Origin of the sequence: Micromonospora parva, assembly GCF_000718515.1 — a bacterium.
GTDB classification, from domain to species: domain Bacteria; phylum Actinomycetota; class Actinomycetes; order Mycobacteriales; family Micromonosporaceae; genus Micromonospora; species Micromonospora parva.
This window is the reverse complement of sequence record NZ_JNZS01000036.1, coordinates 1-23,623: the sequence shown is the minus strand read 5'-3', so window position 1 is coordinate 23,623 and position 23,623 is coordinate 1. Positions and strand designations below refer to the sequence as shown.

The following is a 23,623-nucleotide window of genomic DNA, read 5'->3' as shown; positions in this document are numbered from 1 at the left end:
AGCTGCAACGGCGGCACCCACCAGCAGTGGCGCCGTACGTCGGTGTAGGCGGTCAGGCCGTGCCGGTCAGTTCGAGGTAGCCACGGTGGGCGGCGACCAGGGCGGGGCGGGCGCCGAACGGGGCCTCGGCGGCCACCCGCTCCGGCGGGGCGCTGCCGGTGTGCGCGGCCCGGATCAGCCAGGCCAGCTTCGCCAGCTCCGCGTGCTGGGCCCGGACGAAGTCGACGTCCACCGGGTCGCCGTGGCCCGGGACCACCACGGTGCGCGCGGTGGTCAGCCGCAGCAGGTCCGCGACCGCGTCCGGCCACTGCAGGGGGTACGAGTCCTCGAAGGCGGGCGGGCCGCTCTGCTCCACCAGGTCCCCGGCGACCAGCACGTCGGCGTCCGGCACGTGCACCACCAGGTCGGCCTCGGTGTGCCCCCGCCCCGGGTGTCGCAGCAGCACCCGTCGGCCGCCCAGGTCGAGGACCGTCTCGACGTGCACGGTGTGCGTCGGGGCGAGCAGCGGGGTGTCGGCCAGCTCCGCGGCGAGCGTGGGATGCTGCGTGCGCAACTCCTCGTACGCCTCCCGGCGCAGCCGCTCCGGCTCCTCGCGCAGGGCGGCGGCGGCCAGCTCGTGCGCGTACACCGGGCGGGGTGGGTCGCCGGCCAGTACCGCGTTGCCGAAGCAGTGGTCGTAGTGGTGATGGGTGTTGACCAGCGTCAACGGACGGTCAGTGACCGCCCGGACGGCCCCGGCCAGCTCGGTGGCCTGGGCGGCCGACGAGAGCGTGTCGACCACCAGCGCCTCGTCGTCGCCGACGACCAGTGTGACGTTGACCCGCAGCAGCGGCTCAGCCAGCACGTACACCCGGTCGGCGACCTCGGCGAAGCCGGCGTTCACGACGCCCGCCCGGCGCGCTCGACGAAACGTGCCCGGTCGACGAGGATCCGTTCCACCCGACCCCGGGCCACCGTCTGGTCCCCGTCGCTGACCGTGACCTCGAACGACAACCGGCGGCCGTCGACGGCCGCCAGCAGCGCCTGCGCACGGACCGTCCGGCCGACCACCGTCGGCGCCAGGTGCTCCAACTCGATCCGGGTGCCCACCGTCGTCGAACCGGACGGCATCCCGGTCGCCGTCGCCGCGACGGTGGCCGCCTCGGCCAGCGCCAGCACCCGGGGAGTGCCCAGCACCGGTACGTCCCCGGAACCGACCGCCTGGGCGGTGTCCGCGTCGGTGACCGTCAACTCGACCTGGGCGGTCAGACCCGGCGCGAGGGCCGGCTCGGGCTGCTCCTGCATGGCGTCAGCCTAGGTGCTCACCGGGCCCGCCGAGCAAGCGGCCGGGTATCCGGAACCGCCCGCCCGCCCACCTGTGCACGACCCCGCCGGGTGGTCCCCGTCGGTCGATGCCGGCCCCGTCGTTAACCTTGACCCCGATGGCCGTCGTGACTGACCCCCAGCCCCCCGCCCGGACCGACCCGCCCGCGTCCCCGGACGGGGGTCGTCGGCGCATCGTCGCCATGACCGTCTGGGCGGTCGCCTTCGTCGCCGCGTGGCTGGCCATCGGCCTGCCCACCGACCCGGCGTACGCCTTCGTCTGGATCTGGGCCGCGACCATCGCCTGGAACAGCGAACGGCCCTGGCGCAGTCACCTGCGCTTCGCCCGGGACTGGGTGCCGGTGGTGCTGCTGTTCGTGGTGTACAACCTCTCGCGCGGGTTCGCCGACAACGGGGCGACGCCGCACGCGATGGAGCTGATCGTCGCCGACCGGTTCATGTTCGGCTGGGCCACCGGCGGTGAGGTGCCCACCGTCTGGTTGCAGCAGCACCTCTACCACCCGCAGGTGCACTGGTGGGACGTCGCGGCGAGCTGGGTGTACTTCTCCCACTTCGTGGTGGCGCTGGCCGCCGCCGCGGTGCTCTGGATACGCGACCGGCACCGCTGGGCGGCGTACATGCGGCGCTGGGGTTTCCTCTGCGCGGCCGGCCTGGTCACCTACTTCGTCTACCCGGCCGCCCCGCCCTGGTGGGCGGCGCAGAACGGCCTGCTCACCGAGGTCGCCCGGATCTCGACCCGGGGTTGGAAGGCGTTCGGCATGCACGGCGCCGGCAACGTCCTCAACGCCGGCCAGATCGCCTCCAACCCGGTCGCCGCGATGCCCTCGCTGCACACCGCGTGGGCGCTGTTCGTGGTGCTGTTCTTCCTGACCGCCACCCGTCGTCGCTGGTGGCCGCTGCTGCTCGCGTACCCGCTGGCGATGACCTTCACCCTGGTCTACTCGGGTGAGCACTATGTGATCGACGTGCTGGTCGGCTGGGCGTACGTGGGGATGACCTTCCTGGTGGTCGGTCTGGCGGAGCGCGGCTGGGCGGCGTGGCGCACCCGCCACCCGAGCGCCAAGTCGGACCAGGCCAAGGAACCCCCACCGACCCCGACCAACCAGCCGGAACCCCCCACCCCCCGCGAACCAGACCCCGCCACCCCCACCTCAGTCCCCGCCGACCACTAACCACCCCCCCGGCCCCCGGCTTCCGGGCCGGTTGATCATGAAGTTGTTGCCCTCCAGCACGGCCTGTCGGGCAATAACCTCATGATCAACGAGGTGAGGGGTGGGGGTGGGTGCGGGCTTGGTGGGCTCTGGTGGTCAGGTCGGCGGCCAGGGCCCAGGCCTCGGCCAGGTCGCGGTCCTGTGCGGTGGCACCGGAGCCGCCAGCGGTGTCCGCGTGGACGGAGGCCAGGCCCAGACGGCGTTGGATGGGCCCCTGGACCACCCGCACGCTCTGGATCCGGGCGTACGGCACGATCACCAGTTGTCGGGTGAGCAGCCCGGACCGGGTGGCGAACACCCGCTCGAACAGGCCCGCGCCGAACGCGGTACGGCCCAGCGGGTGCAGCCAACGGGTTCGCGGTGGTGGTGGGCTCAACGGGAGCGCGTCGAGGCGTACCCCGGGAAGCACCTCGGCGACGATCATCGTCGCCGTCGGCAGGTCGCCGACCGGCAGCAGCCGGTCGGGCCGGTTGCGGTCGTCGGCCTCCGCGACGGAGTAACCGGCCACCTCCAGCCGCAGCCGCAGCCAGCCCTTCACCCGCCACAGCAGCGGCCAGGTGGCCCGCACGGTCTGCACCCGCTCCAGCGGCACGGTCTGCGCGCGCGTCTCCAGCAGGCCGTTGTGCACCCGCAGCGTGCCGCGGTCGCGGGCCAGCCGGAAGTTCCAGTCGTCGAGCACCCGGCGGATCGGTTGCAGCAGGACACCCGCCATCGCGGTCAGGGTGCTCGCTACCGCGACGAACGACCATGAGCCGGCGGTGAGGAACTGCACCACGACGAACGCCACACCGAACGGGAGCAGGAACGCCTGCGGGGTGAGCAGTTGGCTGATCAGCAGGTTCTGGTTGCGTACCGCGTGCAGTGGCCGGCCCGGCGCGGCCGGCGGCGGCGCCGGCGCACCCGGGGTGACCGGGGTCGCCGCGTCGCCGGGCGTGGGCGGCTGCGCCACCCGCCCGGCCAGCGCCAGCAGGCGCTCGCGCAGCACTGTCGCGTCGGCCACCCCGAGGTACGCCAGTGGCGCCTCGGTCTTGCCGCCGCCGACCACCTCCAGACGCAGCTCGGCCAGGCCGGTGAGCTGCGCGAGCAGGGGCCGGACCACCTCCACGGCCTGCAACCGTTCCAACGGGATGGCCCGGGTACGCCGCCAGAGCAGCCCTTCGTACACCCGAAGCTCCCGGCCCACGACGTGGTAGCCGGTGTTGTACCAGCTGATCACCGACAGCACCGTCGCGCCGAGCGCCAGCACCGCCACCGTGACGGCGAACCAGCCGAAGCCCACCCGGGACAGCGTCGACCAGGACAACCCGGCGATCACCACGACCAGGGACTTGGCGCCGTGCAGCACCGGGCTGAGCGGATGCAGCCGCTGCCGGGGCTCGCCGACGCCGCCGCCCGGTGGTGCCGACCACGGCGCGGGCACCCCCGGCGGCACCGGCCCGGACGACGTCGCACCGGCGAACGGCGGGCCACCGGGTCCGCCAGCGAACGGCGCGCCACCAGGTGTGTCAGCGAACGGCGCGCCGCCGGGTCTCTCAGCGAACGGCGGGCCCTCGGGTGCCGTGCCGGTGGGCACCACCGGTCCCGGGGGCGTCGGGCCGGTGGGTGGCACGGTGCTCGGCTCGGCGGGTCCGTCGCTCATCGGCGCGGCCCTCGACGCGTTCGGCGGTTGCCCGCGCGGGTGTTCACAGCCCCTCCGCCCGGTCCTCGCCGAGCGCGGTGAGCCGGTCGCGCAGCCGGGACGCCTCCGCCGGCCGCAGCCCGGGCACCCGGGCGTCGCTGGCCGCAGCCGCGGTGTGCAACTGCACGGTGGCCAGCTCGAAGGCGCGCTCCAACGGCCCGGCGCTCACGTCGACGAACTGCATCCGCGAGTACGGCACGATGGAGAGCCGGCGGACCAGCAGCCCGTGCCGGACCAACAGGTCGTTCTCCCGCTCTGCGTACCCCCAGGCCCGGACGGCGCGGACGATCGCGACGGCCCGCCACGCGCCGAGCACCAGCACCACGGCGACGGCGAGCCCGAACAGCCAGTGGCCGCTGAGGGCCCAGCCGACCGCCGTCACCGCCAGCCCGATGGCGACCACGACCGCCAGCCGGATCAGCTCCACCCAGATCAGGTCGGTGGAGATCGGCTGCCAGTTGACGGTGTCCGGCCAGGGCTCCAGCGGCCCCCGACCACCCGGCGCGGCCGTCAGCAGCACCCCGGACGCGCCGGGGTCGGACGGGTGAGCCCCGGACGCGCCGGGGTCGGCCGGCAGGAGACCGGGGGGTGGCAGTTCGGGTGCGCGGTGGTCGGCGCCGGGTGTCGGCCGGTGACCGGGTGGCAGCGCGCCCGGTGGCAGTGGGGCGGGCGTCGAGACGTCCGGCGCGGCGGGCTCGGGGCCGAGCGTGCCCGGTGCCGGGAACGCGCCGGGCGGCGGATCGACGCCGGGAGGGGTGGCGGCCGGGGTGGGCGGCCAGGACGGAGAAGTGGGGCCGGGGGAAGCCGGAGGGTCGCCGCTCACAGGTCGAGCGTAGGCGATCCGGGCACCGGAGTGACGGCACGCAGGAAGCCTCGGGCGTCCAGGAAGTCACCGAGGCTGCCCCGGTGCTCGTCGCAGGCCAACCAGGTCTTGCGCCGATCGGGGTCGTGCAGACGGGGATTGTTCCACTCCAGCACCCAGACGGCGGCCGACCGGCAGCCCCGGGCCGAACAGACCAGGGCTTCGTCGGCGGGGGAGGGAATGCTCATCCCGGCCAGTGTAGGGCGGCGGGACGGAGAGGTTGAGCGCCGGGCGACCACGGGGGGAGCCGCCCGGCGACGGGGTGAATCGTACACGCGGCGGGCCGGTCTGTGCACACCCGCGATACGCAATTCGGCTGCTGGTGACGGCGCGGCCAAAATCGGCTTCTCCCCACCTCGGCACTCAGCAAGGCGTGCGAGTCTTGATACCGCACAAGCCGCGACGACCGACAAACGCTGTGGAGGACCGGTGGCCCAGCCGACCATGCCCGACGCCCCGACGCCGAACGGCGCGGCACCTGCGCCGGTGACCACACCCGCGCAGGACGCCACCCTGCTGGAAAAGGCGCTGTTCGAGATCAAACGTGTGATCGTCGGGCAGGACCGGATGGTGGAGCGGATGTTCGTCGCGCTGCTCTCCCGTGGTCACTGCCTGCTCGAAGGCGTGCCCGGGGTGGCCAAGACCCTGGCGGTGGAAACCCTCGCCAAGGTCGTCGGTGGGTCCTTCGCCCGGGTGCAGTTCACGCCGGACCTGGTGCCCGCCGACATCATGGGCACCCGGATCTACCGGCAGTCGAGCGAGAAGTTCGACGTCGAGCTGGGGCCGGTCTTCGTCAACTTCCTGCTCGCCGACGAGATCAACCGGGCGCCGGCCAAGGTGCAGTCCGCGCTGCTGGAGGTGATGAGCGAGCGGCAGGTGTCCATCGGCGGCGAGAGCCACCGGGTGCCCGACCCGTTCCTGGTGATGGCCACCCAGAACCCGATCGAGCAGGAGGGCGTCTATCCGCTGCCGGAGGCGCAACGGGACCGGTTCCTCATGAAGATCGTGGTGGGCTACCCGACAGACGCTGAGGAACGGGAGATCGTCTACCGGATGGGCGTGGCCGCGCCCGAGCCGACCGCGGTGTTCGACACACCGGACCTGATCGCCCTGCAACGCAAGGCGGACCAGGTCTTCGTCCACAACGCCCTGGTCGACTACGCGGTCCGGTTGGTCCTGGCCACCCGCGCCCCGGCCGAGCACGGCATGCCCGACGTCGCGCAACTGATCCAGTACGGTGCCAGCCCGCGCGCCTCGCTGGGTCTGGTCCGGGCGACCCGCGCCCTGGCGCTGCTGCGCGGGCGGGACTACGCGCTGCCGCAGGACGTGCAGGACATCGCGCCGGACATCCTGCGGCACCGGTTGGTGCTCAGCTACGACGCGCTCGCCGACGACGTGCCCGCCGACCACATCGTGCAACGGGTGATGTCGACGATCCCGCTTCCCGCTGTCGCGCCCCGGCAGCAGGCCACCCCGCCCTCGATCGCGCCGCCGCCGGGCGCTGGTTGGCCCGGGCAGCGGCCGTGACCTCACCCACCCCTCGTCCGGCCCCCCTCGGCGACCGTAGCGAGGCCGTGCTGTCCCGGCTTCAGCTGCTCGTCACCCGCAAGCTCGACGGTCTGCTCCAGGGCGACTACGCCGGCCTGCTGCCCGGACCGGGCAGTGAGGCGGGGGAGTCCCGGGAGTACCGCCCCGGCGACGACGTGCGTCGGATGGACTGGCCGGTCACGGCACGCACGACCACACCGCACGTGCGGCGTACGGTCGCCGACCGGGAACTGGAGACCTGGCTCGCGCTGGACCTCTCCGCCAGCCTCGACTTCGGCACCGGGCAGTGGCTCAAGCGGGAGGTCGTGGTGGCCGCCGCCGCTGCCATCACCCACCTGACCGTGCGCGGCGGTAACCGGATCGGCGCCGTGATCGGCACCGGCGGCGGGGTGTCCGCGCCGGCCCGACGCTGGCGGGGCAGACCACCGCCGCCGGGGCCCGGGTTGCTCACCCGGCTGCCGGCCCGCTCCGGGCGCAAGGAGGCGCAGGGTCTGCTGCGTGCCGTCGCCGGCACCGCCATCCAGCCCGGTCGTGGTGATCTGGGCGCGCTGATCGAGATGCTCAACCGTCCGCCCCGCCGCCGTGGGGTGGCAGTGGTCGTCTCGGACTTCCTCGCTCCGGCCGAGCAGTGGGCCCGGCCGATGCGTAAGCTGCGCGTCCGGCACGACGTACTGGCGATCGAGGTGGTCGACCCGCGTGAGCTGGAACTGCCCGACGTGGGCGTGTTGCCGGTGGTCGACCCGGAGAGCGGCGAACTGCACGAGGTGCAGACCGCCGACCCACGGCTGCGGCAGCGCTACGCCGACGCCGCCACCGCCCAACGGGCCACCATCGCCGCCGCCCTGCGCGGCGCCGGTGCGGCCCACCTGCGTCTGCGTACCGACCGAGACTGGCTGCTGGACATGGTGCGATTCGTGGCCGCGCAACGGCACGCACGCACCCGGGGGACGACACGATGATCCGTTTTCTGCAACCGTGGTGGCTGCTGGCCGTGCTGCCGGTGTTCGCCCTCGCCGCGTTCTACGTCTGGCGGCAGCTGCACCGCCGGGCGTACGCGATGCGGTTCACCAATGTGGACCTGTTGCGGACGGTGGCGCCGAAGGGCCTGGGCTGGCGTCGGCACGTCCCGGCGACCGCGTTCCTGCTCTGCCTGCTGGTGTTGGCCACCGCACTGGCCCGGCCCGCTGTCGACACCAAGGAGCCGCTGGAGCGGGCCACCGTGATGCTCGCCATCGACGTGTCGTTGTCGATGCAGGCCGACGACGTGTCACCGAACCGGCTGGAGGCGGCCCAGGAGGCCGCCAAGCAGTTCGTCAGTGAGCTGCCGGAGAGCTACAACCTGGGCCTCGTGTCGTTCGCCAAGGCGGCCAACGTGCTGGTGCCGCCGGGCAAGGATCGCGACGCGGTGACCAGCGCCATCGACGGGCTGGTGCTGGCCGAGGCGACAGCGACCGGGGAGGCGGTGTTCACCTGCCTGGAGGCGATCCGGTCGGTGCCCGCCGACGGCGCGGCGGGTATCCCACCGGCGCGGATCGTGCTGCTCTCGGACGGCTTCCGCACCTCCGGTCGGGCGGTGGAGGAGGCGGCGGCCGCCGCGCAGGCCGCCAACGTCCCGGTTTCCACGATCGCCTTCGGCACGGACACCGGCCAGGTCGACATCGGCGGGCAGTTGCAGCGGGTGCCGGTGGACCGGTTGGCCCTCGCCGAACTCGCCGAGACCACCGAGGGTTACTTCTACGAGGCGGCCTCGGTGAGCGAGCTGAAGCAGGTCTATCAGGACATGGGCAGCTCGATCGGGTTCCGCACCGAGCCGCGTGAGGTGACCCAGTGGTACGCCGGGGTGGCGCTGCTGCTTGCCCTCTGCGCCGGTGCGCTCAGCCTGCTGTGGTCGTCGCGGATGCTCTGAGCGGTGGGACCGGCGGCGGTCACCCACCGCCGCCGGTCGGCACCAACCCGGTGGCCGTCGCCGTGACGACGACCAGCTCAGTGGCCGCCGCCGGGGAGGACGACCAGCTCAGTGGCCGCCGCCGGGGAGGACGACCAGCTCAGTGGCCGCCGCCGGCGAGGACGAAGACGATGGCCACCCAGACGGCGGCGAGGGTGAAGCCCAGCGGGGCGACGTAGCGGCTCATGGACGGCTCCGGGTGGCGGCTGGACGGTCCGCGTGCGGGGGCGGACCGCAGGGGGTAGGGACGCGCACACGAAGTCGTGACCGGGCGGCTCCCGGCGACCGCCCGGGTTCGGGCGGCGCGGCACACTCACCTCGGCAGGTGCCGACGTGGTGGGGAGCGGAGCGGGGTCAGCTCACCAGACTGAGTCGCGGCTCAGCGGGACTGACCATCGGCCCGGCCACGACTGGGAGGATCGCTATCTCGCACAGCGATCACCTCCTGCAAGTCGGGCGGGCCGGAACGTCGATGATCGTACACCTGCGGTGCCGGCCGAACGCACTCGGCCGACCGGCCGGCGACCCCTCCACCGCCCGGTCGGCGACGCCGCTGATCACCAGCCCGGACACCTCGGCGGCGCGGCGACCCCGGCTGGCCCACCCGCACGACAGTGACCAGCACCCCGGCGAGCAGCGGCAGCCAGCAGCAGCGGGCCAGCACCCACCCCGAGTCGTCCGGGACGGTGTGCAGACCGGGCAGGGCGAGCCCGCCACGGGCGGTGAGCGCTGTCACCGCCACCAGGACCGGCTGGTGCCACAGATAGATCCGGACCGCGAACCGGTTCACTTCGGTCACCGCCCGACCCGGCAGTGGCCGGGCCAGCAGCCGTCGCAGCGCCGGCCGGGCCAGCAACCCCAACCCGACCTGGGTGACCGCCAGCGCCACGACCAGCAGCGACGGCGGGTTCAGGTTGGACACCCCGGCCCCGGGCACCCCCACCGCGCTCACCGGGTAGCCGAGCGCCAGCAGCGTCGCCAGCGCGAGCGCCCCACCGGCCGCCGCCGTGCCACCGGCCCGCCGGCTCCGCAGCCACCCGTCGGCGTGCGCCACCCCCAGCAGGTACGGCACCGACCAGGCCGCCAGCACGGTGACCGGGGGCAGGTCGCCGGCGGCCGGCACCAGACGGACGGCCAGGTCGGCCGCGGCCACCACGGCCACCGCCGGTGTCGCGCAGCGCAGCACACCCCAGCGGCGTACGGCGGCGCGCAGCGGGCCGGTCGACGCGACCAGGATCACCAGCGGTAGCAGGAACCACAGCGGGCTGACCGCGAGCCGCAGCGCGACGGCGAGCGTGTCGTCGGAGGTGCCGACGACGGTGGCGGCGAGCAGGACGGCCGCACCCACCCCGAGCAGCGCCACGGTGGGCAGCAGCAGCCGACGCAGCCGACCGGCCAGCCAACCGCCCGTACCGCCCGGGTGCCGGGCCAGCGACCGGGCCGAGCCGAACCCGGCGGTGAAGAAGAACAACCCGAGCGTCTGCAACACCCAGGTCAGCGGGGCCAGGCCGGGCAGGGCGGTCAGCGGACTGGCCTGGTGCAGCCCGCCGTCGCCGGTCAGCACCAGGCCGGTGACCAGCCAGTGCCCCAGCACCACCCCGCCGATGGCGTACGCCCGCAGCGCGTCGACGGCCCGATCCCGGCTCACCGGGCGTCCCCGGTCCGGTCGGCGTCGACGCCGCCCAGCACGACCGCCGCCACCGCGACCAGCGCGGCGCTGCCCGGCGCGAGATAGCCGTCGTGCCCCGCCACCCCGCCCACCGGCAGGGGTCGGGCGCCGAACGCCGGGTCGCCGGGTCGCCGACCGAAGCCCAACCCGGGCAGCCGCAGCGGCGGGACCCGTCGGATCCAGTCCGTCGGCGCCTCGGCGGCCCAGAACCGCCGCCCGCCGGGCAGGTCGTCGGCGCGCTGCACGCCAGCGCCCACCCCACCGAGGCTGACCACGTCGGTGACCTGGGGCGGGGCGTGCGCCGCCGCCAGTGCCACCACCAACGCCCCGTAGCTGTGCCCGACCAGCGTGATCGTCGCGCCCGGACGCCGCCCGGCCAGCTCCCGCAGCAGCCGGGCCAGCCCGGCCGCGCCGCGCCGGGCGCTGACCCCACCGGCGGCGGTCAGCACCCCGTCGGGCGGGTCGTAGCCCAGCCAGGCCAGCACCGCGACCCGCGCCGCCGGGTCGGTCGCCCGCAGCTCCCGGTACACCTGCCCGGCCTGCACGGCGGGCGCCCGCCGGGCCACCCCACCCAACCCCCTGTCGAAGTCGGCGAGCGTGCTGCCGACCCCGGGCACCAGCACCGCGATCCGGTCGGCGGTGGCGAGGTCGCCGAGCACCTCGACCGCGCGGCCGTCACCGCGCGTGTCGAACAGCAGGAACCGGCGTCCGTCGGCCGCCCAGTCCGCGTACGGGGGGCCGGCCGCGCGCATCGCCGCCGCCATCTGCGGGTACGCCTCGACGAACCCCGCCGCCGTGGCCGGCCTGGCCGGGGTCGGCAGGACCAGGTTCACGCCGAGCAGCGCGGCCACCGCCAACCGGCTGGCACCTCGTCGTCGCATCACGTTCTCCCTCCGGAATGTCGTCCGGAGGGAGAGTGCGCCCAGGGGCGGGACCCGGTCGTCGTGCCGCGGAGCCGTTCCCGGGCTGGCTCCACGGGGCTACTCGCCGGCGGCCACCAGACCCGTCTCGTACGCCAGCACCACGGCCTGGGCCCGGTCGCGCAGCCCCAGCTTGGCCAGGATCCGCCCGACGTGCGTCTTCACTGTCTGCTCGGCCACCACCAGGTCACCCGCGATCTCCGCGTTGTTGCGGCCCCGGGCGATCAACCGCAGCACCTCGGTCTCTCGTGGAGTGAGCCCGGCCAGGTCGGTGGGACGGGGGCGGCGGCGGTCCGGGCGGGCCGCGAACTCGGCGATCAGCCGGCGGGTGACAGCGGGGGCGAGCAGCGCGTCCCCGGCCGCCACCACCCGCACCGCCTGCACCAGGTCGGCCGCCGGGGCGTCCTTGAGCAGGAAACCGCTGGCCCCGGCGCGCAGCGCCTCGTACACGTAGTCGTCCAGGTCGAACGTGGTGAGGATGAGCACCCGGGGACGCTGCGCCGACCGGTCACCGAGCAGCGTGCGGGTGGCCTCCAGCCCGTCCATCACCGGCATCCGCACGTCCATCAGCACCACGTCCGGGTCGAGGTGGCGGGCGGCGGCCACGGCCTGCGCCCCGTCGGCGGCGTCACCCACCACCAGCAGATCCGGTTGGGCGGCGAGCAGCGCGCCGAAGCCCTGCCGGACCATCGCCTGGTCGTCGGCGATCAGCACCCGGATCATCGGTCCCCACCCTCCGCGTCGTACGGCAACTCGGCCGCCACCGCGTAACCCCCGTCGGGCAGCGGCCCGGCGGTGAACGTACCGCCCAGCGAGGTGGCCCGTTCCCGCATGCCGGTCAGCCCGTGCCCGGAGCCCGCCTCGCCAGGCCGGGAGCCCGCCGTGGCGGGTGGCGCGTTCTCCACCCGTACCCCCAGGCCGGACGCACCGGCGCGGACGGTGACCCGCACCGCGGCGCCGGCCGCGTGGCGGGCCGCGTTGGCCAGGCCCTCCTGCACGATGCGGTACGCGGCCAGCCCGACCGGCGCGGGCACCCGGTCGTCGTCCACCTGCTCGGCGTCCAGCGTGACCGACAGCCCGGCCCGGCGGGCGGCGTCCACCATCGCGCCCAGGTCGGTCAGGTCCGGCTGCGGCGCGGTCTGCGGCCCGGTCGTCTCGCTGCGCAGCACCCCCAGCAGTCGCCGCATGTCGGTGAGCGCGTCGCGGGCCGACGCGGCGATGGCGACGAACTCCGCGGCTGCCGGCGCCGGCACGTCGGTCAGCCGGTACGGGGCGGTCTCCGCCTGCACCGCGATCAGCGACATGTGGTGGGCCACCACGTCGTGCAGCTCCCGGGCGATCCGGGTGCGCTCCTCCAGCACCCCGCGGCGTTCCTGCTCCCGCTCGCTCAGCTCGGTCTGCGCGGCCAGCGCCCGCCGGGACAGCCGGTTGCGTCGGATCAGGTCACCGACGATCGCCAACGCCCCGAGCAGCAGCAGGACAGCGACCCGGTTCTCGGGCTCGACCAGGGTGAGCACCGGCACCGTCGTGATCGCCACCACCCAGCCCAGCACCGGCCGGTCGACCCGCGTGACGACCACCGCCACCACCACGATCGACCCGAGCGCCAGCGGCGGGGTCCACGGCCAGGCCTGGTCGGCCGGCGCGTTGAACGTGCAGATCAGCAGGGCCAGCACCGTCAGCCGCCAGGCCAGCAGCGGACGCCGGGGCAGCGCCAGCAGCGGCGCCACGGTCATCGCCGCGAACAGCAGCGCGACCAGTATCGGCAGGCCCCACTCGCTCTCCACGGTCAGCGTGATCAGGAAGAGGCCGAGAGCGGCCAGCAGGCCGACCGGGGCGGCGTAGCGGGCCGGCCCGGGCCACCGGGCCAGCAGCGGCCGTTCGACCGGTGCGTCCGGGCCCAGCACGGTCTGCCGCAGGGCCCGCAGGGCCACGGCGATCGGATGCCGGTTCACCACCCGGAGGCTACGGGCCGAGACCGTCACGAGGCGTGCCACCAGGGGTTGATCCCGGTGTCGTACCCCAGTGTGACGCGACTCCCGTTAGCGCTTACCTGTCGGTAACGCCTAGGCTTTCGCGCGTCTGTGCTGACCATTCGCAAGGGGGAACAGTGGCCCGTACCGTGCTGGTGACCGGGGGCAACCGGGGAATCGGCCTGGCCATCGCGCAGGCCTTCGCCAAGCAGGGCGACCGGGTGGCGGTCACCCACCGCAGCGGCGAGGCACCCGACGGGCTGTTCGGCGTCCGCGCCGACGTCACCGACGCCGCCTCGATCGACGCCGCGTTCGCCGCCGTCGAGGCCGAGCTGGGGCCGGTCGAGGTGCTGGTCGCCAACGCCGGCATGACCGCCGACACGCTGCTGCTGCGGATGTCCGAGGAGCAGTTCACCGATGTGGTGGACACCAACCTCACCGGCGCGTTCCGGGTCGCCAAGCGGGCCTCCGGCAAGATGCTCCGCGCCAAGTGGGGCCGCATGATCTTCATCTCCTCGGTGGTCGGCCTCGCCGGCGGTGCCGGGCAGGTCAACTACGCCGCCAGCAAGGCCGGCCTCGTCGGCGTCGCCCGCTCGATCACCCGGGAGCTGGGCAGCCGCAACATCACCGCGAACGTGGTGGCGCCCGGCTTCATCGACACGGACATGACCGCCGGCCTCTCCGACGACCGCAAGGCGGAGATCCTCAACTCCATCCCGGCCGGCCGGATGGCCAGCCCGGACGAGGTCGCGGCCGTTGTCACCTGGCTGGCCTCCGACAGCGCCGGGTACGTCTCCGGTGCCGTCATCCCGGTCGACGGCGGCCTCGGAATGGGCCACTAACCCTTTTGACTACGGAGGAAATCTGCATGTCCGGACTGCTCGCCGGTAAGCGACTGCTCGTCACCGGTGTCATCACCGACGCCTCGATCGCCTTCTCGGTGGCGAAGCTCGCTCAGGAGAACGGCGCGCAGGTCGTGCTCACCGGCTACGGCCGGCTCTCCCTGGTCGAGCGGATCGCGAAGCGGCTGCCCGAGCCGGCGCCGGTGATCGAGGTGGACGTCACCAACACCGAGCACCTGGCCGGCCTCGCCGACCGGGTACGCGAGCACGTCGACGGCCTCGACGGTGTCGTGCACTCGATCGGCTTCGCCCCGCAGAGCTGCCTCGGCGGCGGCTTCCTCGACGCGCCCTGGGAGGACGTGGCGACCGCCCTGCACGTCTCCACCTTCTCGTACAAGTCCCTCGCGATGGCGGCGCTGCCGCTGATGTCGCCCGGTGGCGCGGTGGTCGGCCTGACCTTCGACGCGACGAAGGCGTGGCCGGTCTACGACTGGATGGGCGTGGCCAAGGCCGGCCTGGAGTCGGCGTCCCGCTACCTGGCGCTGCACCTGGGCAAGCAGGGCATCCGCAGCAACCTGGTGGCCGCCGGGCCGCTGCGCACCATCGCCGCGAAGTCGATCCCCGGCTTCGACCAGTTCGAGGAGGCCTGGACCGAACGGGCCCCGCTGGGCTGGAGCCTCACCGACCAGGAGCCCGCCGCGCGGGCCTGCCTGGCGCTGCTCTCCGACTGGTTCCCGGCCACCACCGGCGAGATCGTCCACGTCGACGGCGGCTACCACGCCATCGGCGCCTGACGCTCTCCGGCGACGCCGCCGAGGTCCGGACGCGTGATCCACGCATCCGGATCAGGGGGCGTCGCCGGGGCGTCCCGGCCGAGGGGCAAGAATGACCCCATGTCGTACGACGCGGTGGTCCTGGTGTCCTTCGGCGGGCCGGAACGGCCCGAGGACGTGATGCCGTTCCTGCAGAACGTGACCCGGGGTCGAGGTGTGCCGCCCGAGCGGCTGGCCGAGGTCGCCGAGCACTACCAGCACTTCGGTGGAGTGTCCCCGATCAACCAGCAGTGTCGGGACCTGCTGGCCGCCGTCCGCGCCGACTTCGCCGCGCACGGTGTCGACCTGCCCATCTACTGGGGCAACCGCAACTGGGACCCGATGCTCGCCGACACCGTGAGCCGGATGCGCGACGACGGGGTGACCCGGGCGCTGGCCTTCGTCACCAGCGCGTACGGCGGCTACTCGTCCTGCCGGCAATACCAGGAGGACATCGCCGCCGCCCGTGCCGCCGTCGGCCCGGACGCCCCGGTGATCGAGAAGCTGCGCCAGTTCTGGGACCACCCCGGTTTCGTCGAGCCGCACGTCGACGCCGTCCGGGCCGCCCTGGGCCAGCTCGACCCGGCAAAGCGGGACACCACCCGACTGGTCTTCACCGCCCACTCCATCCCCAGCTCGATGGCGGCCAACGCCGGCCCGCACGGCGGCCGGTACGAGGCGCAGCTGCACGAGACCGCCCGGCTCGTCGCCGCGGCCGCCGCCCCCGACCTGGAATACGACCTGGTCTGGCAGAGCCGCTCCGGCCCGCCGCAGGTGCCATGGCTGGAACCGGACGTCAACGACCACCTGGCCACCCTCGCGCAGGGCGGCACCACCGGCGTGGTGGTCAGCCCGATCGGGTTCGTCTCCGATCACCTGGAGGTCGTGTGGGACCTGGACACCGAAGCGCTGGAGACGGCGAAGCAGCTCGGCCTGGACTTCGTCCGGGCCGCCACGCCGGGCACCGACCCGCGCTTCGTGACCATGGTGCGTGAGCTGGTCACCGAGCGGACCGACCCGGACGGCGCGCAGTTGCGCCGCCGCCTGGGCGAGCTGCCGATGTGGGACACCTGCCCCACCGTCTGTTGCGTGCCGACCCGTCGTCCCTGACCTCTGAGGATCATCATGCATGACCGTAAGCCCGTGCAGAGTTGGCTGACCGACATGGACGGCGTGCTGGTGCACGAGGGCCAGCCGGTGCCCGGCGCGCCCGAGTTCATCAACCGGTTGCGCGCCTCCGGCAAGCCGTTCCTGGTGCTGACCAACAACTCGATCTACACCCCGCGCGACCTGACGGCCCGGCTCAGCCGGATGGGGCTGGACGTGCCGGAGGAGTCGATCTGGTCCTCGGCCCTGGCCACCGGCCAGTTCCTCGCCGACCAGCGGCCGGGTGGCACCGCGTACGTCATCGGTGAGGCCGGGCTGACCACAGCCCTGCACGCCGTCGGCTACGTGCTGACCGACTTCGCCCCCGACTACGTGGTGCTCGGCGAGACCCGCACCTACAGCTTCGAGGCGATCACCAAGGCCGTCCGTCTGATCAACGACGGCGCCCGGTTCATCTGCACGAACCCGGATGTGACCGGCCCGTCCGTGGAGGGCGCGCTGCCCGCCGCCGGCTCGGTCGCCGCCATGATCTCCAAGGCGACCGGGGTGGAGCCGTACTTCGTCGGCAAGCCCAACCCGATGATGATGCGCTCGGCGCTCAACACCATCAACGCGCACTCGGAGAGCACCGCGATGATCGGTGACCGGATGGACACCGACATCCTGTGTGGTCTGGAGGCCGGGTTGGAGACCATCCTGGTGCTCACCGGGATCAGCAGCCGCACCGAGGCCGAGCGCTACCCGTACCGCCCCTCCCGGATCATCAACTCGGTCGCAGACCTCCTCGACGAGGTCTGACCTCGCTGCGGCCGCGCTGCGCCGCTCCTGGGCCGCGCCGCCCCCATGATCGCGCTGTAACCAGGATGTAGGGGTCACCGGCGGAGCCGGAGGCCACTACATCCATGTTCGAGCATGATCATGAGGGGTATCGCGTCGGTCCCGGGCAGTAACGCGTCGGTCCCCGGGCGGTCCCGGGCGGTAACGCGTCGGTCAGGGGGCGGTCAGGGGCGCAGGGGGGCGTTGCAGGCGGCCACCAGGGCCTGGCGGCAGGCGGCGGTGAGCGGACGCAGCGCGGCGTCGCGCTGCTGCGCCTCATAGTTGTTGATCGCCCCGCCGGGCGCGGAGTGCCCGGCCAGCGCGAGCACCCGGTCGAGCACCGCGGCTCGGGCGAAGAGCCGGCGGGCCCTCGGGTCGAACCCTGGTGGCAGGTCGGTGGTGCCGTCGGGGCGGCGCAACGCGGCCAGCGCGCCTGCCAGCTCGGGCCGCCACTGGGCGACGTCGAGGCGGGTCAGCGCGGCGGTCGTCTCGGCCAGCGCGGCGGCCAGTTCGGCCTCCGCCTCGGCGGCGCCGGGCAACGAGAGCGACGCGGCGGGCGCGTTGGCCGGCAGCGGGTACACCCGCCACAGCACCGTTTCGAAACAGTCCCCGGAGCCGGAGGTGTGCGAGCGGACCTCCGGGATCAACCCGAGCCCGCCGGCGACCACCGCCTCACCCGCTACCAGCGCCGCGCCGGCGAAGTCGCCGGGGCCGGGCAGACCCCGGGGGTCGCCGGGTGCGGGCAGCACCAGGCGGATCTCGTCGGGGGAGAGCTTGGCCAGGGTGGGCAGCGCGGAACCCAGCGGGACGTCGGTCCAGGTGCCCGGGGCGTCCGCAACGAGATGTTCCTCGTCGCCGGCGATGGCGTCGGCGACCTCGTCGTACGGCACCAACCCGGCGCGCCACGCGCGCACCCAGGCAACGAACCGGCTCGACCGGCGCGGCGCGAGTGTGGCCGCGCCCGTTGCGGGGGTGGACATGCCGAAAGGGTACGTGGTCACGACCGGCCCTGTCTCGACTGCCGCTCCGGCCGCCCTGCGTGCCCCGAACTGCCCCCTTCGCCCGATCCCGCGTGCGGCACGGTCCGGGGTGCGGGTCTTTCCGGCCGCTAATGCACCCGTAGGCCGGCGATGACCACGTCGACCATGAGACGCGCGTCGTAGGCGGGGTTGTCGGCGCCGATGCAGAGGTTGCCGATGCCCTGCATCAGGACCAGGGGGTTCATGTCGGGAACGATCTCGCCCGCCGCGCTGGCGGCGGCGAGCAGGTCGGCGCAGACGGGGACGAGCCGGTCGAGGAAGTACGCGTGCAGCGTCTGGAAGGCGGCGTCGTCGGACCGCATCGCCTCGGCCAGACCGTGCTTGGTGACCAGGAAGTCGACGAAGAGGTGGATCCAACTGGCCAGGGCGGCGTGCGGTGTGGCGCTCTGCGCCAGGAGCACGGGGCCGGCTTCGGCGCAGGCCTCGACCTGGTGTCGGTACACCGCGACGATCAGGTCGGCGCGGGTCGGGAAGTGGCGGTAGATCGTCCCGACCCCGACGCCGGCCCTGGCGGCGATGTCGCGCACCGGCGCGTTGACCCCGGAGGCGATGAACGCGGCGGCGGCCGCCTCCAGGAGCGCCGTCTGGTTGCGCAGCGAATCCGCCCGCTGCTTGCGCGCGGGATCTGTCCCGGTGCTGGCCACCGTTGCCTCCGTCACATCCCTTGGGGAAAACGGAACCTCGTTCCGTATGTTTTAGCGGAACCAAGTTCCACATATGCAGCATGCCAGAACGGCAGGCCAACACCAACTCACCCAGGAGCGACCGTGCGCGCAATGCCAGCGCCCAACCCCGGTGGACGCCAGGCGTCCTGCTGGCCGTGACCGGCCGCGGCGGAGGCGAGGAATCCGTCTGGCCGGCACCGGTCGACAGCGACCTGGGTCGCCTCGAATCCACTGTGTGATCGCCGCGGTGGTGGCGGGTGGACGAGGTGGGGCGGTGTGTCGGAGGGCGGGGTGATGGCGCGGGAGTTAGCGTGATCGACATGGCGGGGCGATACGGCGAGGACGTGTTGGCGGGGGACTGGCGACGGCGGAAGGTCACCCCCGAGGTGGACGCCGAACCGGACCTCGTGGTGGAGGACGCCGACTCCGGGTTCTGCGGAGCGGTGGTGGGCTTCGAGGCCGGTGCCGTGGTGCTGGAGGACCGGCACGGCAAGCGGCGCAACTTCCCGCTGCTGCCGGCGGCGTTCCTGCTCGACGGCCGCCCGGTCACGCTGCGCCGCCCCACCCGCGCGCCGGTGCCGGCCGCCCGGCGGCGGACCGCGTCCGGCTCGGTGGCGGTGGACAACGTCCGCGCCCAGGTGGCCAAGGCCAGCCGGATCTGGGTGGAGGGTATCCACGACGCCGCCCTGGTCGAGCGGATCTGGGGTGACGACCTGCGCATCGAGGGCGTTGTCGTGGAGCCGTTGGACGGCATCGACGCCCTCGACGCCGACGTACGCGACTTCGGCCCCGGCCCGACCCGACGGCTCGGCGTCCTCGTCGACCACCTGGTGCCTGGCAGCAAGGAGAGCCGGATCGTGGCCCGGGTCGACTCGCCGTACGTGCTGGTGACCGGCCACCCCTATGTGGACGTGTGGCAGGCGGTCAAGCCGGCGGCGTTGGGCATCGCGGCGTGGCCGGTGGTGCCGCCGGGGCGGCCGTGGAAGGAAGGGGTCTGCGCGGCCCTCGGGGTGGCCGAGCCGGCCGACATGTGGCGGCACATCCTGTCCCGGGTGAACAGCTTCGCCGACGTGGAAACGCCCCTGATCAACGCCATGGAACGCCTCATCGACTTCGTCACCGAGACCCCCTGACCGCCCGGCCCCGCCGGCGGCCGGCCCTGTCGCCGCCCGGCTCCGCCGCCGCCCGGCTCCGCCGCCGCCCGGCCCTGTCGGCGGCTGGCTCAGGGGGCTTCGTCCGGGCTGCGGGTGAAGACGAAGGTGGCGATGTCGACAGCCGTCGCCCGCCCGTTGTCGTCGCGCAGCACCGACAGGATCTCGCCGTTCTCCGGGCCGGAGCGTCCCCGCCAGCGGTCCGGCCCCTCGGCGGTGAACCGGCTCACCCGCTCACCACGGACATGGGCCACCAGGTCACCCGCGTCCCAGCGCAGATCCAGCGGAAGGCCCATCCACCACCAGCGGCCGCTCAGCTCGGCCAGGTCGGCACCGGGCGCGGCGGCGGCCGGCCGCCACGGCTGCGGGAGCGCCGGCTCGGCGTCCAGCACGCTGGTCAGCACCCGGCGACCGAGTTCGGTGATCGGGAAGCCGTACGAGTTGGCGAAGCCGACAACGGCGGTACGGGTGGGTCGGTGTACCACGAGGCTGGCCACGTACCCGGGCATCGAGCCGCCGTGCCCGACGTACACCCGCTCGCCGTCGCGGTAGAGCTCCAGCCCCAGCCCGTGCCCACCGGTCCAGGAGTCGAGATCGTTGATCACCACGGGCGCGCACATCTCGGTGAGCGTCCCGGCGGCCAGCACCGACGGGTCGGGGTCGGCCAGGAAGGCGGCCCAGCGGCCCAGGTCCTCGATCGTCGACCAGAGCTGCCCGGCGGGGGCCATCGCGCCGGTGTCGGTACGGGGTTCCTCGCGCAACGTGCCGTGCCAGGGGTGGACGACGTAGCCGCGGGCGTACGGCTCGGTGGCCGTGTAGGTGGTGCGGCGCATTCCCAGCGGGCCGAACACCCGTTCGTCGAGCAGGTCGGCCCACCGCGTTCCGGTGAGCCGTTCGAGCAGGCCGCCGAGGAGCCCGTACGCCAGGTTGGAGTAGTGGTAGGCGGTGTGCGGCGGATAGGCGATCTTGTCGGCGTTCAGCCCGTCGAGCAGCCCGGCCAGGTCGGTGCCCGCGCTCCGCTCCCACCAGTCGCCCTCGGGTTCGCGTTGCATGCCGCTGGCGTGCCCGAGCAGCTGACGCAGTGTGAGCGCGCCCACCGCGGTGCCCGGCAGGTGCCGTTCCAGCGGGTCGTCGAGGGACAGCTGGCCGGCATCACGCAACTGCATGATCAAGGTGGCGGTCATCGTCTTGCTGATCGAGCCCACCCGGTACTGCAGATCGGCGTCCGGGCGGGGGTGCTCGCCGGCGGTGGCCAGGTGGACCAGCGCGCCGTCGCGGACCACGCCCAGCACCAGTGACGGGGTACGACCGTCGATCTGCGCCTGGGCCACCTGGGTGTCGATCTGTCGGGCGGTCGCGGGCAGCAGAGTCACGGGGATCTCCTCGTTCGGCCGGTGGATTCGGTGGGCGGCGATCGTTTCGCCGAGCCTACTGATGATCACGGGTGGGCTGCTCGTGCATTAACGTGTCACCCTTGCGGTGTGGACGCCGTGGTGTGGATCGTTTTGGGTGTGGTGCTGGCGGTCGCCGAGATTTTCACGACGACGCTATTTCTGATCATGTTCGGAGCCGGTGCGTTCGCCGCTGCCGGTGCGTCCGCCCTGGGGGCGCCGGTCGCCGTGCAGGCACTGGTCTTCGCGGTGGTGTCGGCATTGAGCCTGCTGGTGGTTCGACCGGTCATCCGGCGGCACAGCCGCTCCGCGCTGGAGAGCGGCGAGCAGCCGTTCGGCGTGGAGGCGATCGAGGGCTCCACGGCGCTGGTGCTGGAACGGGTGGACGCCGAGCACGGCCTGGTCAAGATCGACGGGGAACTGTGGACGGCCCGACCGTATGACACGACGCAGACTTTCGAGCCCGGTCAACGGGTTCGGGTGATAAAGGTCCGGGGCGCGACAGCCCTGGTGTGGCAGGACGATGTTTCTTCCGTCGGCGAGCTGCCGGAAGCGAGAGGGTGAACGGATGACGGTCATCGGTGTGCTGATCATCGCGGTGGCGTTGATCGCCGTGATTACGCTGGCCAAGGCGGTGCGGATCGTGCCGCAGCAGCGCCAGGATGTGGTGGAACGGCTCGGCAAGTACAAGCGCACCCTCAGCCCCGGCCTCAATCTGCTGGTGCCGTTCATCGACGCGGTGCGTACCAAGGTCGACATGCGGGAGCAGGTGGTCAGCTTCCCGCCGCAACCGGTGATCACCTCGGACAACCTGGTGGTCTCGATCGACACTGTCCTCTACTTCAAGGTGGTCGACTCGGTCCGGGCGACCTACGAGATCTCCAGCTTCCTCCAGGCCATCGAGCAGTTGACGGTCACCACGTTGCGTAACGTGATCGGTTCGCTCGATCTGGAGCGGGCGCTGACCAGCCGGGACGAGATCAACCGGCACCTCTCGGGTGTGCTGGACGAGACCACCGGCCGCTGGGGCATCAAGGTGACCCGGGTCGAGATCAAGGCGATCGAGCCGCCGGCCAGCATCCGCGACTCGATGGAGAAGCAGATGCGCGCCGAGCGGGACCGCCGCGCGGCGATCCTGACCGCCGAGGGGCACAAGCAGTCGCAGATCCTCACCGCCGAGGGTGAGAAGCAGTCGGCGGTGCTGCGGGCCGACGGTGACCGGCAGGCCCGGATCCTGCAGGCCGAGGGCCAGGCGAAGGCGATCCGTACGGTCTTCGACGCGATCCACCAGGCGAACCCGAGCCAGAAGGTGCTCGCCTACCAGTACCTGCAGGCCCTGCCGCAGATCGCCCAGGGCAGCGCCAACAAGGTCTGGATCGTCCCGGCCGAGCTGACCAAGGCCCTGGAGGGCATGGGTGGCGCGCTCGGTGGGCTGAGCCAGATGGTGGGGGATCTGCCCGCACCGGAGGCCGCGGACCACGCGAGCCAGGTGGAGCGCGAGGCCGCGGAGGCGGCGCAGGCCGCGGCGGCCGCCGCCCAGCAGATCCACGACGAGGTACGCGTCGCCGAGGCGCAGGCCACCGGCGGCAACAAGCCGCAGGGGCTGCCCGCCCCGGAACCGGTGTCGCCGGCCAGCCTGACCGAGGACCCGGCCGACCAGCGCGAGCGCGGCTGACGCAGGACACCGGCCACCCGGCCGGCTAAATGCGAGAAAGACTCATGGGGCGCTCCGACGCCTGCCACCATCGGTCCTAGGACGGGTGGTGACCAGGCAATCGGGGCGCCCCGGCGCGTCGGTGCACCGCTCGACGACGAGCGAGGTGACGCATGAAGGATCCGGCGAATCGGATGTGGTCCTCGGCCCCGGTGCCCGGCGCGCACGACCCGGTCGCCCCGCTGGGCTCCCGGCGCAGCGGCGGCGGGTTCGGCGTACTGCCCTTCGTCGGCGAGCCGACCCCGGGCGCCCCCGCCACGAACGCCAGTTGGGCCTGGTCAGTGCGTCGGTTCGCCCGGGCGGCCGTCTGGCTGCTGCCCGCGTACGCCATCCTCTACGGCGCGGTGGCGATGGCCAGCGACGGAGGGGTGGGCAACGACCCCTATCCGGCCGACGGCCAGGCGGTGTACCTCATCGGTTGGGTCGCCGCGGTCTGGCTCGGCCTGCTCGCGCTGCTGGCGCTCACCGGGCTGCTGGCCGCGACCCGCAGCCGCCGGGTGGCCGCCGCCGGGCTGCTGGTCAGCATCGCCGGCACCGTGCTCATGCTGCCGTTCGCCGGGTTCGAAGAGCAGACACCGGTCTTCGGCACCACCGCGCGGTCGCTGGTCCTGCTCGGCGCGACGTTCTACAGCGCGGGCTGGTTCCTCACCGGGTGGGCGGTGGCCCGCTCGGGCACCTTCAGCCTCGGCGACGGCGTCATGCTGATCATCGCCGCGCCGCTGCTCGGCCTCGGCGGGGCACTGATCGGGTCGCTCCAGACCTTCGGCGCGATCTTCGTGCTGATCGCCGGCATCGGCATCGGCTACCGCTCCGGCCGCCTGATGCCCCGCGAAACCGCCAGAGACGCCGCCTCCGCCAGCCTCAGCACCCCCAACCCCAACCCCTAACCCCCGGCCAGCCCCACCCCGGACCTCGGCCAGCTCCGGTGATCATGAGGTTGACGGGCGATTCCGTGA

Annotated in this window: 24 protein-coding genes; 12 read left to right on the top strand and 12 right to left on the bottom strand. The window is 73.3% G+C overall.

Going from position 1 to position 23,623, the window contains the following annotated elements:
• Positions 1-52 precede the first annotated feature (52 nt).
• Both IF22_RS0130570 and IF22_RS0130565 read right to left on the bottom strand, forming a co-directional pair.
• On the bottom strand, positions 53-883 hold the full coding sequence (locus IF22_RS0130570) for an MBL fold metallo-hydrolase (protein ID WP_030337813.1): 831 nt from the start codon (positions 881-883) through the stop codon (positions 53-55).
• Positions 880-1,284 carry a thioesterase family protein gene (locus IF22_RS0130565; RefSeq protein WP_030337812.1) on the bottom strand — a complete coding sequence of 135 codons (405 nt, stop codon included), beginning with the start codon at positions 1,282-1,284 and terminating at the stop codon, positions 880-882. Before IF22_RS0130565 ends, IF22_RS0130570 begins: the two co-directional genes overlap by 4 nt.
• Before the next feature lie 137 nt (positions 1,285-1,421).
• Here IF22_RS0130565 and IF22_RS0130560 point away from each other — a divergent pair, with 137 nt between their 5' ends.
• Positions 1,422-2,495, top strand: a complete 1,074-nt coding sequence (locus IF22_RS0130560) for a phosphatase PAP2 family protein (RefSeq protein WP_245233781.1) — start codon at positions 1,422-1,424, stop codon at positions 2,493-2,495.
• An 85-nt stretch (positions 2,496-2,580) separates the two neighbouring features.
• On the opposite strand, the gene IF22_RS0130555 is transcribed toward IF22_RS0130560, so the two are convergent.
• The 3 genes from IF22_RS0130555 to IF22_RS0130545 all read right to left on the bottom strand — a co-directional run bounded on the left by IF22_RS0130555 (position 2,581) and on the right by IF22_RS0130545 (position 5,262).
• Positions 2,581-4,173, bottom strand: coding sequence for a PH domain-containing protein (locus IF22_RS0130555; RefSeq protein WP_245233780.1), 1,593 nt, complete (start codon positions 4,171-4,173; stop codon positions 2,581-2,583).
• 43 nt (positions 4,174-4,216) lie between these two features.
• On the bottom strand, positions 4,217-4,732 hold the full coding sequence (locus tag IF22_RS0130550) for a PH domain-containing protein (protein ID WP_051708882.1): 516 nt from the start codon (positions 4,730-4,732) through the stop codon (positions 4,217-4,219).
• 299 nt (positions 4,733-5,031) lie between these two features.
• A complete protein-coding gene (locus tag IF22_RS0130545) occupies positions 5,032-5,262 on the bottom strand; it encodes a hypothetical protein (protein WP_030337808.1) in 231 nt (76 codons plus the stop codon).
• 241 nt (positions 5,263-5,503) lie between these two features.
• Between IF22_RS0130545 and IF22_RS0130540 the strand changes: the two genes are divergently transcribed.
• Genes IF22_RS0130540 through IF22_RS0130530 form a run of 3 tightly spaced genes read left to right on the top strand, consistent with a single transcriptional unit; the run spans position 5,504 to position 8,528 of the window.
• Entirely contained in the window at positions 5,504-6,601 is a 1,098-nt protein-coding gene (locus IF22_RS0130540; RefSeq protein WP_030337807.1) for an AAA family ATPase, read from the top strand.
• Positions 6,580-7,581, top strand: a complete 1,002-nt coding sequence (locus IF22_RS0130535) for a DUF58 domain-containing protein (protein ID WP_030337806.1) — start codon at positions 6,580-6,582, stop codon at positions 7,579-7,581. The genes IF22_RS0130540 and IF22_RS0130535 overlap by 22 nt, the downstream gene beginning before the upstream one ends.
• Entirely contained in the window at positions 7,578-8,528 is a 951-nt protein-coding gene (locus IF22_RS0130530; protein ID WP_030337805.1) for a VWA domain-containing protein, read from the top strand. Before IF22_RS0130535 ends, IF22_RS0130530 begins: the two co-directional genes overlap by 4 nt.
• 418 nt (positions 8,529-8,946) lie before the next feature.
• On the opposite strand, the gene IF22_RS0130520 is transcribed toward IF22_RS0130530, so the two are convergent.
• From IF22_RS0130520 to IF22_RS0130505, 4 genes are all read right to left on the bottom strand, one after another.
• Positions 8,947-10,215, bottom strand: coding sequence for an acyltransferase family protein (locus IF22_RS0130520; RefSeq protein ID WP_051708881.1), 1,269 nt, complete (start codon positions 10,213-10,215; stop codon positions 8,947-8,949).
• The gene (locus tag IF22_RS0130515) at positions 10,212-11,117 is read right to left on the bottom strand and encodes an alpha/beta hydrolase (protein ID WP_051708880.1); all 906 of its coding nucleotides are present in this window, start codon (positions 11,115-11,117) and stop codon (positions 10,212-10,214) included. Before IF22_RS0130515 ends, IF22_RS0130520 begins: the two co-directional genes overlap by 4 nt.
• A gap of 99 nt (positions 11,118-11,216) precedes the next feature.
• Positions 11,217-11,879: a response regulator gene (locus IF22_RS0130510; protein ID WP_030337802.1), complete on the bottom strand. Its 663-nt coding sequence runs from the start codon at positions 11,877-11,879 to the stop codon at positions 11,217-11,219.
• The gene (locus tag IF22_RS0130505; RefSeq protein WP_156058005.1) at positions 11,876-13,111 is read right to left on the bottom strand and encodes a sensor histidine kinase; all 1,236 of its coding nucleotides are present in this window, start codon (positions 13,109-13,111) and stop codon (positions 11,876-11,878) included. Before IF22_RS0130505 ends, IF22_RS0130510 begins: the two co-directional genes overlap by 4 nt.
• Positions 13,112-13,266: 155 nt before the next feature.
• On the opposite strand from IF22_RS0130505, the gene fabG reads away from it, so the two are divergent.
• From fabG to IF22_RS0130485, 4 genes are all read left to right on the top strand, one after another.
• Positions 13,267-13,971, top strand: coding sequence for a 3-oxoacyl-ACP reductase FabG (gene fabG / locus IF22_RS0130500; RefSeq protein WP_030337800.1), 705 nt, complete (start codon positions 13,267-13,269; stop codon positions 13,969-13,971).
• A 26-nt stretch (positions 13,972-13,997) separates the two neighbouring features.
• The gene (gene fabI / locus IF22_RS0130495; protein ID WP_030337799.1) at positions 13,998-14,765 is read left to right on the top strand and encodes an enoyl-ACP reductase FabI; all 768 of its coding nucleotides are present in this window, start codon (positions 13,998-14,000) and stop codon (positions 14,763-14,765) included.
• A 99-nt stretch (positions 14,766-14,864) separates the two neighbouring features.
• Positions 14,865-15,893 (top strand): ferrochelatase, encoded by a 1,029-nt coding sequence (locus IF22_RS0130490; protein ID WP_030337798.1) that lies wholly within the window; start codon positions 14,865-14,867, stop codon positions 15,891-15,893.
• A 15-nt stretch (positions 15,894-15,908) separates the two neighbouring features.
• Positions 15,909-16,688, top strand: coding sequence for an HAD-IIA family hydrolase (locus IF22_RS0130485; RefSeq protein ID WP_030337797.1), 780 nt, complete (start codon positions 15,909-15,911; stop codon positions 16,686-16,688).
• Positions 16,689-16,891: 203 nt separating this feature from the next.
• Here IF22_RS0130485 and IF22_RS0130480 read toward each other — a convergent pair whose 3' ends face one another.
• Together IF22_RS0130480 and IF22_RS0130475 are read right to left on the bottom strand one after the other, a co-directional pair.
• A complete protein-coding gene (locus IF22_RS0130480) occupies positions 16,892-17,686 on the bottom strand; it encodes a hypothetical protein (RefSeq protein ID WP_030337796.1) in 795 nt (264 codons plus the stop codon).
• Between the two features lie 128 nt (positions 17,687-17,814).
• Positions 17,815-18,390, bottom strand: a complete 576-nt coding sequence (locus IF22_RS0130475) for a TetR/AcrR family transcriptional regulator (protein WP_030337795.1) — start codon at positions 18,388-18,390, stop codon at positions 17,815-17,817.
• A 341-nt stretch (positions 18,391-18,731) separates the two neighbouring features.
• Here IF22_RS0130475 and IF22_RS0130470 point away from each other — a divergent pair, with 341 nt between their 5' ends.
• Entirely contained in the window at positions 18,732-19,544 is an 813-nt protein-coding gene (locus tag IF22_RS0130470) for a DUF3097 domain-containing protein (protein ID WP_030337794.1), read from the top strand.
• Between the two features lie 89 nt (positions 19,545-19,633).
• Here IF22_RS0130470 and IF22_RS0130465 read toward each other — a convergent pair whose 3' ends face one another.
• The gene (locus tag IF22_RS0130465) at positions 19,634-20,935 is read right to left on the bottom strand and encodes a serine hydrolase domain-containing protein (protein WP_030337793.1); all 1,302 of its coding nucleotides are present in this window, start codon (positions 20,933-20,935) and stop codon (positions 19,634-19,636) included.
• 108 nt (positions 20,936-21,043) lie between these two features.
• Between IF22_RS0130465 and IF22_RS0130460 the strand changes: the two genes are divergently transcribed.
• From IF22_RS0130460 to IF22_RS0130450, 3 genes are all read left to right on the top strand, one after another.
• Complete coding sequence (locus IF22_RS0130460) at positions 21,044-21,517, top strand: NfeD family protein (protein ID WP_030337792.1); 474 nt, start codon at positions 21,044-21,046, stop codon at positions 21,515-21,517.
• Between the two features lie 4 nt (positions 21,518-21,521).
• The gene (locus IF22_RS0130455) at positions 21,522-22,628 is read left to right on the top strand and encodes an SPFH domain-containing protein (protein ID WP_030337791.1); all 1,107 of its coding nucleotides are present in this window, start codon (positions 21,522-21,524) and stop codon (positions 22,626-22,628) included.
• 152 nt (positions 22,629-22,780) lie between these two features.
• Positions 22,781-23,554 carry a hypothetical protein gene (locus IF22_RS0130450; RefSeq protein WP_030337790.1) on the top strand — a complete coding sequence of 258 codons (774 nt, stop codon included), beginning with the start codon at positions 22,781-22,783 and terminating at the stop codon, positions 23,552-23,554.
• Positions 23,555-23,623 lie beyond the last annotated feature (69 nt).